This window comes from Saccharospirillum salsuginis, assembly GCF_014651855.1.
In the GTDB taxonomy this organism is placed as follows: Bacteria; Pseudomonadota; Gammaproteobacteria; order Pseudomonadales; family Natronospirillaceae; genus Saccharospirillum; species Saccharospirillum salsuginis.
Window position 1 is genome coordinate 87621 of record NZ_BMXR01000007.1, and the last position, 14904, is coordinate 102524.

General features: G+C 57.4%; 8 protein-coding genes. 7 read left to right on the plus strand and 1 reads right to left on the minus strand.

Annotation, left to right across the window (positions count from 1 at the left end):
* Window positions 1-270: 270 nt before the first annotated feature.
* The 7 genes from IE111_RS14460 (at window position 271) to trhO (ending at window position 13802) form a co-directional block, all read left to right on the plus strand.
* Window positions 271-2322: a type VI secretion system Vgr family protein gene (locus tag IE111_RS14460; RefSeq protein WP_189609979.1), complete on the plus strand. Its 2052-nt coding sequence runs from the start codon at window positions 271-273 to the stop codon at window positions 2320-2322.
* 35 nt (window positions 2323-2357) lie between these two features.
* Window positions 2358-4721, plus strand: coding sequence for a type VI secretion system Vgr family protein (locus tag IE111_RS14465; RefSeq protein ID WP_189609982.1), 2364 nt, complete (start codon window positions 2358-2360; stop codon window positions 4719-4721).
* Window positions 4721-5353, plus strand: a complete 633-nt coding sequence (locus IE111_RS14470; protein ID WP_189609984.1) for a transthyretin-like family protein — start codon at window positions 4721-4723, stop codon at window positions 5351-5353. Before IE111_RS14465 ends, IE111_RS14470 begins: the two co-directional genes overlap by 1 nt.
* 45 nt (window positions 5354-5398) lie before the next feature.
* Window positions 5399-9643: a hypothetical protein gene (locus IE111_RS14475; protein ID WP_189609986.1), complete on the plus strand. Its 4245-nt coding sequence runs from the start codon at window positions 5399-5401 to the stop codon at window positions 9641-9643.
* Window positions 9644-9662: 19 nt separating this feature from the next.
* Window positions 9663-11135 carry a leucine-rich repeat domain-containing protein gene (locus IE111_RS14480; RefSeq protein WP_189609988.1) on the plus strand — a complete coding sequence of 491 codons (1473 nt, stop codon included), beginning with the start codon at window positions 9663-9665 and terminating at the stop codon, window positions 11133-11135.
* A gap of 670 nt (window positions 11136-11805) precedes the next feature.
* On the plus strand, window positions 11806-12591 hold the full coding sequence (locus IE111_RS14485) for a hypothetical protein (RefSeq protein WP_189609989.1): 786 nt from the start codon (window positions 11806-11808) through the stop codon (window positions 12589-12591).
* A 212-nt stretch (window positions 12592-12803) separates the two neighbouring features.
* Window positions 12804-13802 carry an oxygen-dependent tRNA uridine(34) hydroxylase TrhO gene (gene trhO / locus IE111_RS14490; RefSeq protein WP_189609992.1) on the plus strand — a complete coding sequence of 333 codons (999 nt, stop codon included), beginning with the start codon at window positions 12804-12806 and terminating at the stop codon, window positions 13800-13802.
* On the opposite strand, the gene IE111_RS14495 is transcribed toward trhO, so the two are convergent.
* The gene (locus IE111_RS14495; protein WP_189609994.1) at window positions 13784-14851 is read right to left on the minus strand and encodes an aldose epimerase family protein; all 1068 of its coding nucleotides are present in this window, start codon (window positions 14849-14851) and stop codon (window positions 13784-13786) included. The genes trhO and IE111_RS14495 overlap by 19 nt on opposite strands.
* Window positions 14852-14904 lie beyond the last annotated feature (53 nt).

Here is a 14904-nt window from a genome sequence, read left to right on the forward strand (position 1 = left end):
TGATCAACTTCACGACGTCCTTCCTGTACTTTCCTTACACTGTGCGACCTTCAAATTGAGATTTGAAACAAGGACGGGCCTTTTCAGCAGGGAGCTATGGTTGACTCTTTTATCTCCCTCCCTACGTGCTGAATCCTCACAGTTCCGAACGTCTTCCTGTATTAAGGAGTCTGGGGGCGTTCGCGGCATGATCTCCGGCCTTGTTTTGGATAACAACTTCGGCGGCATTTATCCCGTGTGACCTCCACCGCCTACACAAGGAGAACCCCCATGACGCTATCCATCGCAGGGATCAACAAAGCGATGCGCGAAGTCGGCCTCGCCGACGAGAGCCAATACTTCCTCAAGATCGCGAACGTACCGGACGACAACTGCCTGGTCGAGAGCGTCCGCCTGGACGGCTGGACCTTTCACCGGGACTTCTCGATCAGCGTCAAGGTGTTGTTGCGTCATGAGCTGCCCGACGATGACGTGATCGGGCTGAACGCCACGCTCTCGGTCATCGACCGGGGCGTTCTCTCCCCGTTGCACGCCATCGTCACCGAAGTGCGCGACGCGGACGGCAACGGCGACTACGCCGGCCTGGAACTGACCCTCGGCTCCGCCCTGTGGCCCTTGCATCAACGTCGCCACAACCGGGTCTTTGTCGACCGCAGCGCCAACGACATCGCCCGGGACGTGTTGGAGCAGGCTTTGGACGGGCACGGTTCCGTCGAAGTCCTGGCCAAGACGACTCCCGTACTGCCGATGACCGTGCAATACGAAGAGACCGACTACCAGTTCGTGCGCCGCATCCTGGCGCGTGAAGGGGTCTACCTGCACCTGCATCAGGCCGACGGCGACACCATCGTGCAGTTGGTCGGCGACCTGAGCCAACTGACCGAAGGTGAAACCCCCATCCCCCTGCGCTATGCCACCAACGCCGGCGCCGCGAAAAACGACGAGCATATCTTCAAAGTCACCCGGGTGCGCAACGCCGCCACCCGTCAGTTCCAACTGGCCGACACCAACCCCTGGCTCAGCACCGACCTGACCTCGCAACACGACGTCGACCTGGCGAGCGCGGACGGCGTGCAGCACCATTGGGGCCTCAACACCCAGGACACCGACCGCAGCCAGGCGCTGGGCGACCGCCTGGCCGAACACGCCCTCTGGCAGGCCAGCACCCGGGTCTTCGAGACCACCTGCCGCAGCCTCAAACCGGGCAGCCTGATCGAACTGACCGATCACCCCGAGTTGAGCGGCAGCTTTCGGGTCGTCGAGGTCTTGTTCAGCGGCTCCCAGCGGGGCGCCGCCGGCAACGGCCTGGGCGGGCAGGAAAACGCCTTTCAGTGTCGGGTGACCGTCATACCGGCCGACCTGGCCTATCGCCCGCCGTACCAGCCGCGACCGCCGGTCTACGGCACCTTCACCGCCACGATCGACACCGAAGTGGACGAACGCGGGCTCTACCGGTTGCGCTACCCGTTCGACGCGCGCACCGAGTCCGACGGACCGGCCAGCCCGCCGACCCGCCTGATGCAGACCCTGGGCGGCGAAGACCACGGCATGCATTTTCCGCTCGCCAAGGGCACCGAGGTGGCCGTGACCTGCGAGAACGGCGATCTGGACCGTCCCATCGTGCTGGGCGCCCTGTACAACCGCCAGGCCCACAACCCGGTGACCGATGGCAACGCCCGACACAACCTGATCCAGACCCGGGCGGGACAACGCTTCCTGATGGACGACACCCCGGAACAGGAAGCCATCCACCTGGAAACCCCCGAGGCCAAGAACCGCCTGAGCCTGAGTGCCGAACAGGACGCCCACCTCGCCACGCTGGAATCCGTCGAAGGCGATGTCCGCCTGCACGCCGGCGAAGCCATGACGCTGGAAAGCGGTAAAAACCAGACCACCACGGTCGGCGCGGACCACACCGTTCACGTCAAAGGCAACCAGCAGCTGCAAACGGAAGAGGGCAAGATCACCGTCGAGTCGGCGACCGACATCGAGTACAGCGCCGGCGAGGCCATCCGGTGGCAGACCCGGGAAGGCGAGATGACCCTGAGTTCCGGCGCCGCCATGCAATGGCAGGTGGGCGACGGCCTGACGCAACAGATCGACAGCGGCGACTGCGAAGTGCGGGTCAATGACGGCAGCTTCCTGCTGGAGGCCGCCGCCGACATCCTGTTCAACGGCATCGACAGCGGCACCCTCACCCTGGCGCAGGGCGACGGCCTGATCCAGATCGACAGCGGCGGCAACCTGACGTTGGACGCCCCCCAGGTGGACATCACCGCCGACACCATCGCCATCAAGGGCGGCACCATCGGCAATAACTGATCCCGCCCCAGCCACCGGAAAAGGAACTCAACATCATGACAACGGCCATGCAAAGGACCCGGATCCGCCTGACCGTCTCGGGCTACGAGTGCGCGGTGCAGTCACTGACCGGCGAGGAAGCGTTGAACGCCCCCACGCGACTGACCGTCACCACCGCGGACGATCTGCCGTTCGAACTGGACGAACTGCTCAACCAACCGGTCGCCCTGAGCCTCACCGGCCCCGGCGCACTGGAGCGGCGCTTCTCACTGACCGTCTTCGACGCCGAGGAAGTCTGGACCGGCCCCCGACCGCAACTGACGCTGCACCTGGCCAGCAAGGTGTGGCGCGGCCGCGAGCAGTTCCACAGCCGCCTGTTCATGGACCAGCCGCGCGACCGGGTGATCCGCCAGTTGCTCGCCGAGATGGGCTACGCCCCGGACGAGGTCGACCTGCGCCTCGACCCGGTGCCCGCCCATGAAGGCCCCTTCCTGCAGGCGCGTGAGTCCAACCGGCATTGCCTGGAACGGCTGCTGGCCGAGGTCGGCGCCAACTACTGGTTCGAACCGGCCGAGAGCGACTACAGCGAACGCCTGGTGATCCGCAACGACCCCCTGATCAGCCCCTACCTGCCGCACATCGAATGGGCCCAGGCGACCTCCGGCCTGGCGCCGGACCAGCAACTGAACCGCATCACCGCCGCCTACCGACGCTGGCGCTGGCAGCCCGCGACCCGCGGCCACGCCGTCACCGGCAGCGCCGCCGGCGCCCAATCCAACGACCGCGCCACGCACCAATCCTTCGAACCGCCGCGCCCGCGCAGCGAAGCCGAACAACGCGCCCTGTTCGCCCAGCAACACCGCGACCAGAGCCGCTACACGCTCGAACTGCACAGCCACCAGCCGCTGCTGACCGCCGGCCATACGTTATCGCTGGACGCCCACCAACTGCCGGTCCAGACCGCCGGCGACTTCCGCATCATGAGCGTCCAGCACCACGCCGAACCGACCGGTAGCGACGACCCCGCCAGCGGCGGCGTGCAGTACCGCAACACCGCCGACGTCATCCCCCGGGCCACCGCCGTCCGCCCGGCGCTGACCACCCCGCCGGACCTGCCGCAACTGTTCCCGGCCCGGATCGAAAGCCGCCGCGCCTACGCCGAACTGGGCGCCGATGGCCGCTACTACTTCCGCTACGACTTCGACCGGAGCGACCAGCCCCACGCCCAGGCGTCTCAACTCACCGAACGGCTGGCCCCCTACGCCAGCCCCATGGACCCGGAGCAGGGCAAAACCATCGGCTGGCACTTCCCGCTGCTGAACCGCAGCACCGTCATGGTCAGTTGCCTGAACAACGACCCGGCGCGGCCGCTGATCCTCGGGTTCGTGCCCAGCCGCGGCCAACTCGGCCCGGTCACCAACAAAAACGCCACCCAGAGCCGCATCGTCACCCCCGGGCAGAGCGAACTGACCTTCGACGACGCCAAAAAGGCCGAGTGCATCGCCCTGCACACCTTCGACCGTCAGCTCTGCCTGGAACTGAACGCCGCCCAGGCCGAACCCTACTGCCAGATCCTGGCTCAGTTCGGCGGCATCCGGCTCTACGCCGAACAAAACCTGGACCTGACCACCGACAACGGCAATCTCGACGAACGCATCGGCGCCGACCGCAGCCAGACGGTCAAACAGAACAGCGCCACCACCACCGAAGAGGGTGCCGTCCAGTACCAGGCCAAGACCGAACAGCACCACACCGCCCAACTGACGATGACCCAGGCCGCCGAAGGCGACTACAGCCTCTGGGTGCAGGAAAAACACCTCAGAATGGACGCCAAGACCGGCCACAGCACCACCGTGGACGCCGGCGATTATCAACTGCAGGTTCAGGACGGCGCCGTCATCCACCAAGTAGCCGGCGACATCACCATCCTGGGCAACGGCGGCGGCGACATCCTGCTGGTTAAGGGCGACGCCGGTATTAAGATGGACGCCGGCGGCAACATCAAACTGTTCGGCGCGAAGATCACGCTCAAGGGGCAGGGTGGGGTGACGTTCAACGGGGATGTGCAGTATGAGACCGGGGCCGGGAACGAGCCGGAGGAGGCTGAAGCCCTGAACCTGGAAGTGCTGTCCGAGACCGGGGCGCTCAGCCTGGACGGAACCCAGCCGGTGGAAGGCTCATCTCATGCCTACCAGCGCGACACCCAAGCTGTTGAAGAAGATGCGTCCGAATGGGCCGATATCGAAATCGTGGACGCCGCAGGCAACCCGGTCCCCCATCGGGAGGTGGTAGTCTCTCGGCCGGATGGCTCGGAATTGCTGGCCCGAACCGATCAATACGGCTATTTGCACATCCGCAAGTCCAACCTGAAGGGCGCAACCGCGCGAGTGCTGAACCGAAAGGTTAAAGGAGTCGAGTGATGTCCGAACATCAGGTACGCGATAACGAATGCATCATTACCATCGCCGCCGAACACGGCGTGTCCGTGTCCGATATTAAAGACCACGCGGGCAACCAGACGCTTCTGCAGGAACGGCGCTTGTTGAATTGTCTGGCTGTGGGGGACCGAGTGGCCGTTCCGACACAATCGAGTGGTCAATCCTTGTCGTTGGAGACCGTCAACCGCCTCCAACTGGCCGAGGACCGCTTCCTGCTGCCGCTAACCTTCCGGGATGAACAGTCCAAACCCGTCTCGGGATTGACCGTCCGGTTCTCCTGGACGGACGATCAGGGCACCGGGCACATCGACGAAGCGACAACCGACGGCAATGGCACCGCCCGGTTCGAGCTGCCGCTCGACTGTGAGAATGGCGTCATGGAGTATGAGCGTGGAGACGACCAGACCCGGGTGCGCCAGCCGGTAAGTCTGGGGCGGCTCGACCCGCCCGAAACCCCGGCCGGCATGCTGCAACGAATACGCCGGCTGGGTATGCGGCCGCTGGACCGAACGGCCTCTCACACCCCGGAGGACATCCTGGAAGCCTACGCCGATGAACTGGGCATGGATGTCGATACCATTAAAGACGCGCTTGCCGGTGATGCCAGCCTGTAAGCAGATTTGCGAAACGGAACAAGGACTACGCACAGGGCCGTATTTATGAACTATCCGACGCTAGCTGATTTCGAACTGGACACTTACGAATACCGCAATTACCTGTACAGAGCGTTGCTTGACCTGCAATCCCAGTACGAAGCGGTGCCCTTTGAAAAGTCGTACCAACGACGTCGACTCGAAGAGCGCATCGACCGGCTGGTGGATGAACTGAGCACCCTCGAGCGCGTGCACGAACGTACTGTGACCCAGTTTGTACGGGATCGGAGCAACCCGGACCGCAGCCCGATCCAGCGGCGACCCGCCTTCGACTACGATGGGTTTCGCCGGAATATCGAAGCATTGGCCGAGTGCGGTGCCGATGACCTCGAAACCGAGCACATGCCAAAATGGCGTGAGTTGACGTCTAAATTGAAAAAGCGCCTGGATGACTTGAAACAGGAGCTGGCATTCTCAAACCTTGACGCCCTGGAAGACAGCAACCCGTTCCGTGCCCTCCCGCGCAGTCTGGAAGCCGTACATCGCCTTTTGACGCAGAACCCGGCGTCTCTAAACTTCCACAAGATCGAACCCTTCATTGAGCGTGTGGAGCGCGAGTGCGAGGAATACTTGTCGGGTGACCGCCCGCTGGCTCGTATGCACTGCATAATGCCCGTCTTTTTCGAAGCGGATTACGTTGAACAATGGGTTGAACTTGAATTGAACCTGGCGGGCGAAGGTTACCTGAATCCGAAAGCTACCCTCGCGCAGAAAGCCTTCTTCAAAAGCGACGTGATTCTGTTTTGGGGGCAACTGAAAGCGGACGCGCAAGAGCTTGACCAACTGGCAGACACCCTGCGTGACGCCTTCCGATACAAATACGATGTGGTAGGCCCGATGTCGTATGTCGCCCGCCATACCCGGCATGACCCGAGTCGTTCCACCAACCTGTTTCAACGGATGATCCAGCCGGTGCGCCCCCGGTTCGTTGACGAGAATGGCGAACCCTACCGCAACACCCAGGTGCTGTGCTGGCGCTATCACCCGCAAAAGGACAACGCCCTGGGCCGAACCGAACTGGACCATGAACTGGGGCGCTTGTTCACCGTCGGTATTCTCTACCTCGATAGCGATGGCTACCCGACCCCCAGAAAACCAGACTTCATTACGCAGGGCAAGTCTGAACACGGCCACGAACTGCGCGCCGAGGTGGACCCCGAGACCGGTCATTTCATGCTGCTTGAAAAGAGCCTGGCGCGTTGGACGGCCGACCGGAAAGTCCCCTACATCGACGACCCGCTGACCGGGAACTGGATCAGCTATGAGTACCCGGACCATACCGCGAATATGAAACAGGTACTCGACAATGTCGACGCCACAACCGACCAGAGACGGGGCGAACTGGACTGGCCCCCGAATCTCTTTAAAAACAGCCACTTGTCGGGTGAAAAGACCCTGAAAGCGGAGCTGCACAAAAAAGACGTCAGCGGCTACTTCGACCTGATGGGCGGCTACAGCTACGGTTTCATGGTACTGCCACTCGGCTATGGTTCGCTCTCGATACAAGACCTGGCCTCCCTGCCCACCCGAGCGACCCCCTACGAGGCACCTGAACTGGACGGCGCTGAAGCAAGTAACGCCGTGGCCGTAAAATACCGGGTGGATTACAGTACGGAACAGCTACAGCTTCCCCGAACCCTGCGTCAGCTCACCCACGAACTGGTTCAGGCCCGTGACGACATCCACAAAGCCAAACAGCACTTGATCCAGGTGAACGCCCACAAACGCGAAGACATGAGAACCCTGGGCTACATGGCCCAATGGGTCAAACAAGGCGTGGACGCCCCGGTCGAACGGCTGGACCCGGACGACATCAGCAACCGAAAGGCGCTGGTGGAGGCCATTCGACGGTTCCAGGAAGCCATCGGCGAAACCGTGCTCGACCCGCCGGAGCCGACCCAGGTGCTCGACAAAGACAGCCGGCGGGAACAGCACCTGTTCCAGCGTCAGACCGATTGCAAGGCGGCGGCGGAACACTACATCGACGTAATCAAACGCGGCTTCCGGCACTTGAACGACAGCAAGGCGAAAGCGGCTGTAAATACTTGGCTGGACCAGCAAGAGGACTTACCGGAGACGGTTCAGTCGGATTGGGTCAGTTGGCAGTTAAGCAAAGTCGATAGATCCGATACCACTCGAGTTGGGAAGGCTCGCTCGGCAGCGGAACATTGGAAACCTCCAGTCAGTGCGGTAGAGGGATTGGCGACACCATATACTTCGCTAGTTTATGATGCGTATGCTGGGTTGTTAGCCTACTTGGCGATGAATCCGTTACCAAAGAAACTACTAAAAAGTGGCTCGGATTCCGACGAAGATTCGAACGATCCACAGAGTAGTGAGTTTGGTGAGTTCAATTTGCAGAACAACTATCTAGCTCCGCTATTAGTAGAATGGGCTAGCGGATCAGACATGAATTTGATGGTTGAAAAAGTCAGATCAGTGGCCGACCGAAGCGATTCATTGAGTAGGTCATTAATGCCACAATTTTTTGACGGAAAACTTGAAACTGAACTACCGTCGTCGCCATTATCTGATCTTATAGGGAATATATACGGTTCATTCAAGACTACCTTCATTAGAGGCCCAGGAGCTCCGTCCTTAATGCAGGCGGTTTTTGATTTGGGCGGCCAAGTGCTCAAGCAGCACTACAGTCCTCATATTCACAGTCAAACTCAACTCATGGTTCGCTTATACGCCCTTCAATATCGTGTAGCAGCAAAGGTTGGAAGTCGATCGCAGACCGAACACCTATCAAGAGTTATCTATGGGACTTTGGCAAAAGGCGACCCAATCGCTATGCGTCGCATTTTGAACCATGATTCGTTGGCCGAATGGGCCTACGGTGATGCCCAGGGTGCGATTTCGAAAGTTCACCGAATTGAGGCGACAATTAAAGGGCTTGATCTCATCTACACGACTTGTATGGGAGTGAAGAGTCTCATTGACCTCATGGATGGACGGGATCAGGAAGATCCTGACGAACACGCCTTTCAGGATACGCTCTATCGTATTGCGACAAAGACAGTTGAATATGGTGGACCACTCTCAACTGCATTGGCTGCTCCCTCTCAAATGGCATATTGGGCAGAATTCGCCGCTGGTAAGGGAGGCAACTCGGAAAGAGTGGCCAAGTCGCTTTTCAAGAAAGAGTTCTTTCGCTATTCGGATGAAGCCGGTAAAGCCTTTTACGGGTCATCAGTAGGACGTTGGTTGACAGCCGGTAACAATCTGAGCAAGTCCGCCATGGGCTGGGCTAACCGGGTTTGCATCCTCATGGAAGTCGCGACCTTCTATGTCAACACCCGAAACACCCTGACCAGTATGGCGGAGGGCGACCAGGGCGACATACTGCTCAACGCGCTGAAAACCGTCAATTCCGGTATCTTTCTCGCCGCGTTCGCCTTGAACGCGGTGCCGGTTGTCGGGACCGCCTTGTTCGTGGGTGGTTTGGTCATGTCATTGGCGATCACAGCATGGGAGTTCTACTGGAATAATTGGGGGCAAAGTCAATGGTACGGTGATACTTCCGTCATTTACGATAAGCACTGGGATATGCTGGTCGGTCAGGACCATGCGCTGGAATACAAAGATAAAGACTACGGTGCTAGTGAGAAGATGGTGGTCTCTGTAAGCTATCTATGTGAAGAGTTGAAAAAACAGATTTCACGCAGTTACTACACTCTACCCAGGACGATAGGCTATCAGTGTGTCGAATATGGCCCGACATCCGCTAATAAGATGACGGCCCGGCTGACCGAATCGTCCGACATGTTGCTGATCAAGAAAATCAACCTCATAGAAAGCGAGATGAGTTGGGGTGAATTTTCCTGGTGTGCCATCGCCAAACAGTTGGATGTCGGCTTTGTCAGCCGGGAGACCCTATTGAAATGTATTGAGCTGAATGACGGCGAACTGTCCTGGGTAATGAAAAGACAAGGCGAAGACCCAGGGCTATACATATCCGATGAAGAAGAGGCCAAGGCTAAGAATGAGTGGTTGTCGTTTATTGAAAACTTGGGTCTGGAAGCCGAACAAAACTCGAATTCACCTTTTGCCCGAATCGTGTGGCGAGCCCTGGTCAGTGGTGGCCGTTTCCCGAAACGGGAAACGGAAGAAGGCGAAGAACTCTATACCGTTGATCAGTTGAGCAATTCGGTCACCCGTCCATCGGATGTATCACACGAAGATTGGCGTGAGTTCCTGAAGTGTTGGATAGAACGGGAGAAGACCATACACGGTAAGCAGGGTTGAAGATAGAGGTATGCGATACATGAATGGTATTAAAGTATTGGCAGCGTTGGTTGGAGCAGTAACGGTATGGAGTGTCTTTGCCGCAGAATGGCCGGAACCACCGTACACGGAGGAGAAGATCAAAAGGTTTGTCAATAATGATGAGTTGAAAATTGCGAGCCAGTTATACGACTTTAGCGAGGACAACCCTGATAACGTAGATGTTTACTCTAAGAGTGGTCTATTAATCCAAGAGAAAGTTATTAGCAAAAATGTTGGTATTGATGAATTGTCAGAGCCCTCTATTATCGAACGCACCCAGAACTTTAATGAAAGAAGTGAGGAATACTCTGCACCTTTTTACAGTGCTTATTCTAAGTTGTTGTGGAATCGTGAAGGAGATCTGGTCGGTGTTTATCCTAGCTATATATCCCAGAACGACATAGAGTATATCAATGACTTAAATAATTTAAGGTACCTTTACCTGAGTGACCAAAGAGATAAAAGTGTTGAGTTGGACTTTAATCAACTGTCCAGTGATTTTCCATTGTTAGGTGTCTATGTTTCTAATGTTACGGCAAAGGGGTTGCGTCGGTTCTGTGATTTAAAGGAAATAGAGCATGTGGAGATTGTTGAGTCTAGGATTGTAGATCCTTTGCCAATGAGTGGTTGTAGTGAAAGTCTTAGGAATATCATGCTCGTGGAGAGTCATATTAATAATTTTGAAATATCTTCACTTTCGGGACTAAAAAGCTTGGGAATATTTGGTGGATATTTAGAAGGCTTGACTATTGATGGCGACACACTGCCAAACTTAAAGACTTTGCATATTACAAATACGGACCTTCCTGACAAGCTAGATAAGGTTAAATTGCCAAGTGGACTTGTTCAGCTTTATTTGAATTATTCAAAAGATAGTGCTCTTTCTAACCTGGTTGTTCCTGATGGCGTGGAGTTTATTGATTTGAAATTCTCAGAATTGGATGACTACAGTTTTCTGTCAACCGCAAAAGGCCTAGAGTATTTGAGGCTCAGAGGTAGTACATTCGAACAATGGGAGTTGTTGTCTAATCTAGGTCAGCTTGAATATTTGGATCTTCATGCTATGAATATAACAGATTCTGACTTAAAGCACATAGGTAAATTGAGAAACCTTAGGTATTTAAATTTATCCAATACAGATATAACAGATGAGGGTCTTGAGTACATTAGTGAGTTAACCAATTTGAGATTCTTGAACTTAGGAGGGACTGGCATATCGAACTTGATGCCTTTGTCTAACATGGGATCTATGATATCTCTGAACTTCTACAGAACCAATGTTACTGATATGGGTTTGATTCCATACTTTGAAAACATTAAGTTTCTCGGATTTGCTTTAGATAGCCATTATGAAAACGAGTCTGGGTATACGGATGATATTCATGAAATGATGATGAATATTGATTTCAACTATATATGCACTCGACATGAAGAATGTGGGATACCGGCTTGGAAGGTTGGAACTCGATGAGATGTTAGATTTGTCAATGTAAGTCAGTGCCAATTTAGTCAACATACTGCTCAACGCGCTCAAGACCGTCTATTCCGGTATCTTTCTGGCCGTATTTGCCTTGAATGCGGTCCCGATTATCGGCACCGCCTTATTCGTGGGTGGTCTGGTCATGTCATTGGCGATCACCGCGTGGGAGTTCTACTGGAGCAACTGAGGGCAAAGCCAATGGTACGGTGATACTTCCGTTATCTACAACAAGCACTGGGACATGCTGGTCGGTCGGGGCCACGCATTGGAATACAAGGATACCCAGTATGGTGTCAGAGAGAAGATGAAGGTAGCGGTGGGCTACCTGTGCACGAACCTGAAAAAGCACGTAGACATTTCCTACTGGAGTGAATCTACGACGGTGAGGTACCAATGTGTCGAATACGGCCCAAAACTTTCCCGAACCACCTTGGGCGGGGTTAATTGGGTTTTCCGAGGGCTGTATTTGAGCTGTGTCACAGGTGATGGTTTGGAACTGTACACCGAACATGGCTAACAGCGCCGATTTCTCCAGCCGCTCCCGTTCCAATAGGCTGAGATTGAGAGACATGTCCGCCAGAAAATTATTTGTGGAGACGTTCGGTCGCCACTGACGATTGAACGAGCCCCTGTCATAAACAAGCAAACAAGGAAGACACTGATGACTGATGTTCAAACCGATACGACCCTCTGTGACCCGCAGGATATGGCCGGTCGCCTACACACCGCTCTGTCGGACCTGGTGCGTGACTGCAAGGCCCGAATGCTCCGGCCAAGGCCGGGCCATCAACCCACCGCCGACTTGAGTGGCTTTCGTCTGGGTATCACCTGGCTGGCGCAACAACGGCAAATGGATTCCATGCTCGATCTCGCGGAGCAACTGGTCCGGGAGGCGCCGGCCCTGGTGGGCGGGCATGGTCGCAAGCCCGAGACGCTGGACCAGCTGCGCGCCTGCATGGTGCCGGTTTTGCGCGCACTGCCCGAGGTGAACCGCCCTCCGGCGCAGCGTCTGGAATGGTTGTTCGGCACCTTACTGGTGGACGAGTTGCAATGCCTGCCGCATGCCGAGGTAATGGCCGTGCTGGAACGGAATGCGTTCCAACCGCGGCATTGGCAATACATCGTCCCTTATCTGGAACAGAATCTGCCGAAGGTAAAGGGCACCGGCCTGTCCTGGCAGGGCCAGGAACGTCGACGGCGTCTGTTGGGGTATGCGTGGCAGGCCTGCCAAAAAGCCGGTTGGGCGGATCGGGCGGAGGCGTTGTTCCGGCGAGAATTGTCGGTCTGCGCCTGTTATGGCGAACTGGCCGAGTTGTTGGTTCATCGGGGCGATGTTGAAGAAGCGCAAACGGTACTGTTGAAGGGCATTGCCAAATACAACGCCAGCCGTCCGGAATTGACGATGGGCTGGCTGGATCGGCTGGAAAGCCTGAATGGAGTGGGGTGACCCATAATCGGTGTATTGTCGAAAGCCGCATCCCGGTACGGTGATCGAACACCGAATCACGCCATTGATCGCAGGTTGCGGCCGCCGTCCCCGTCTTGCCCTGGTTGCTTAACCTGATAAAATCCGCGCCCCGGTCGGGCATGGCATGATCAGGCCCGTTGAAAACACCCATGGCTCTGAATTTACGATTCAGCCCGCTATAGGATCGATCCATGACTCAAAGCATCGTAGTAACGGCGCTCTACCATTTCGTGCGCCTGGAAGATTTTGAAGCCTACCGTCAGCCGCTGCTGGACCTGATGAACGAGGAAAGCATTCGCGGTACGCTCCTGCTGGCCGGAGAGGGCATCAATGGCACCGTGGCCGGCAGCGCCCCCGCTATCGAACGGCTGCTTGGCTGGTTGAAAGATCAGCCGCCGTTCGCCGGCCTCAGTCACAAGGAATCCTTCTGTGACGAGATGCCGTTTTATCGCACCAAGGTCAAATTGAAGAAAGAGATCGTGACTATGGGTGTCGACGGCATCGACCCGCGCCATATCGTTGGAACCTACGTCAAACCCGAAGCCTGGAACGATCTGATCTCCGATCCGGATGTGCTTCTGGTCGATACGCGGAACGATTATGAAGTCGCCATCGGTACCTTCAAAGGCGCCGTCAACCCGAACACCAAGACGTTTCGGGAGTTCCCGGAATACGTTCAGGAGCAACTCGATCCCGCCCGGCATAAAAAAGTCGCCATGTTTTGTACCGGAGGCATCCGCTGCGAGAAATCCACGGCCTTTTTAAAGCAACAGGGGTTCGACGAGGTGTATCACCTGGAAGGTGGCATTCTCAAATACCTGGAAGAGGTGCCGGCCGAGCAGTCCCTGTGGCAGGGCGAGTGTTTCGTGTTCGACAACCGGGTCACCGTCAAACACGGCCTGGAACCGGGCGGGTACGATCAGTGCCACGCCTGCCGCATGCCGATTTCGGAGGCCGACAAGCAGCACGCCCATTACGAGCGGGGGGTTAGCTGCCCGCATTGCTACGATACCGTGACCGAGGAACGCCGTCAGCGGTTCATCGAACGCGAGCGTCAGGTTCAACTGGCCAAGCAGCGGGGCGAGGCACACATCGGGGTTGAGGCGCGCGAGTCGATCGCCGAGCGTAAGGCGCGCAAGGCCCGGGAGCGCGCCGCTCAGCGCGAACTGGATCAGTCCTTGCCGAACTGATACCGAATCAAAGCCCGGTAGGGTGTGCCGGGCCGTACCACGCAATCCGGAAAGTCGGCGTGGTTCGGAGAGTCCGGCCAGTATCCGGGCTCATAACAAAACGCGCCGTGGCGCTCATAGCGTTCACGGTCGTTCTTCGGCGTTCCCTCCAGAAAATTGCCGGTGTAGAACTGCAGGCCGGGCAAAGTGCTGAAGCATTTCAGCCAGCGTCCGCTTTCCTTGTGCCAGGCTTCGCCCAATAATTGCGGAGCAGACCGGTTTTCCCGCCCGAACACATAGTTGTGATCGTAACCGCCGGCCCGTTTCAGAGTCGGGTCGTCCAGCGCGACCAGGCGGTCGGCCACGTCCGTCCATTCCCGCAGGTCCATCACGCTGTCCGCCACCGGCAGTACCCGACCGGTCGGCAGGGCGGTCTCGTCGGCCTCGGTATACTGGTCGCTGTGAATGCGAAATTCGTGTCCGGCCAGTGAACCGTGTGTCGAGCCGGCCAGATTGAAGTAGGCGTGGTTGGTCAGGTTGACCAGGGTCGGGCGATTGGTGGAGGCCTCATAGCGCATCTCGACGCTGTTGTCCGGCAACAACCGGATGACCTGTTCCACGTCCAGATCGCCGGGAAACCCCGCTTCACCATCCGGCGAACGATAGCGGAAGGTCAGTGTCGGGACATCGTTGTCCAGAGTGATGTGGCTCTCCCACAGCTGGTGCCCGAAGCCGGGTGTGCCGCCGTGCAGGTGGTGCGGCGAAGAATTCACATCGAGCGTCAGCGGCTGCCCATCCAGCATTGTCTTGCCAAAACCGATGCGGTTGGCGTAGCGCCCGACGGTCGTTCCCAGGTGGGCACGCTGGTCGATCAGGGCTTGCAGGGTGTCGCACCCGAGAATCAGGTCGGTGGCTACGTCGTCGCCCAGGGTAAAACCGATAAAAGCGGCACCCAGATTGGTAAAGCGAGCCCGGGCTCCGGCTTCGTTGCCCAGGGTATAGGCTTTGACCGTACGACCGTCTTCGAGTTGACCCAGGGTTTCTTCGGCAATCAGGGTATTGATGGACACGAGATGCTCCAGTCATCGCTCAAAAGGGCGCCATTGTCCAAGGAAGCGGCGGG

Excerpts from the sequence above, each read along its gene's own strand:
- IE111_RS14460 (WP_189609979.1), top strand. The coding sequence starts at position 271 with ATGACGCTATCCATCGCAGGGATCAACAAAGCGATGCGCGAAGTCGGC.
- trhO (WP_189609992.1), top strand. The coding sequence starts at position 12,804 with ATGACTCAAAGCATCGTAGTAACGGCGCTCTACCATTTCGTGCGCCTG.
- IE111_RS14465 (WP_189609982.1), top strand. The coding sequence starts at position 2,358 with ATGACAACGGCCATGCAAAGGACCCGGATCCGCCTGACCGTCTCGGGC.
- IE111_RS14485 (WP_189609989.1), top strand. The coding sequence starts at position 11,806 with ATGACTGATGTTCAAACCGATACGACCCTCTGTGACCCGCAGGATATG.
- IE111_RS14480 (WP_189609988.1), top strand. The coding sequence starts at position 9,663 with ATGAATGGTATTAAAGTATTGGCAGCGTTGGTTGGAGCAGTAACGGTA.
- IE111_RS14475 (WP_189609986.1), top strand. The coding sequence starts at position 5,399 with ATGAACTATCCGACGCTAGCTGATTTCGAACTGGACACTTACGAATAC.
- IE111_RS14470 (WP_189609984.1), top strand. The coding sequence starts at position 4,721 with ATGTCCGAACATCAGGTACGCGATAACGAATGCATCATTACCATCGCC.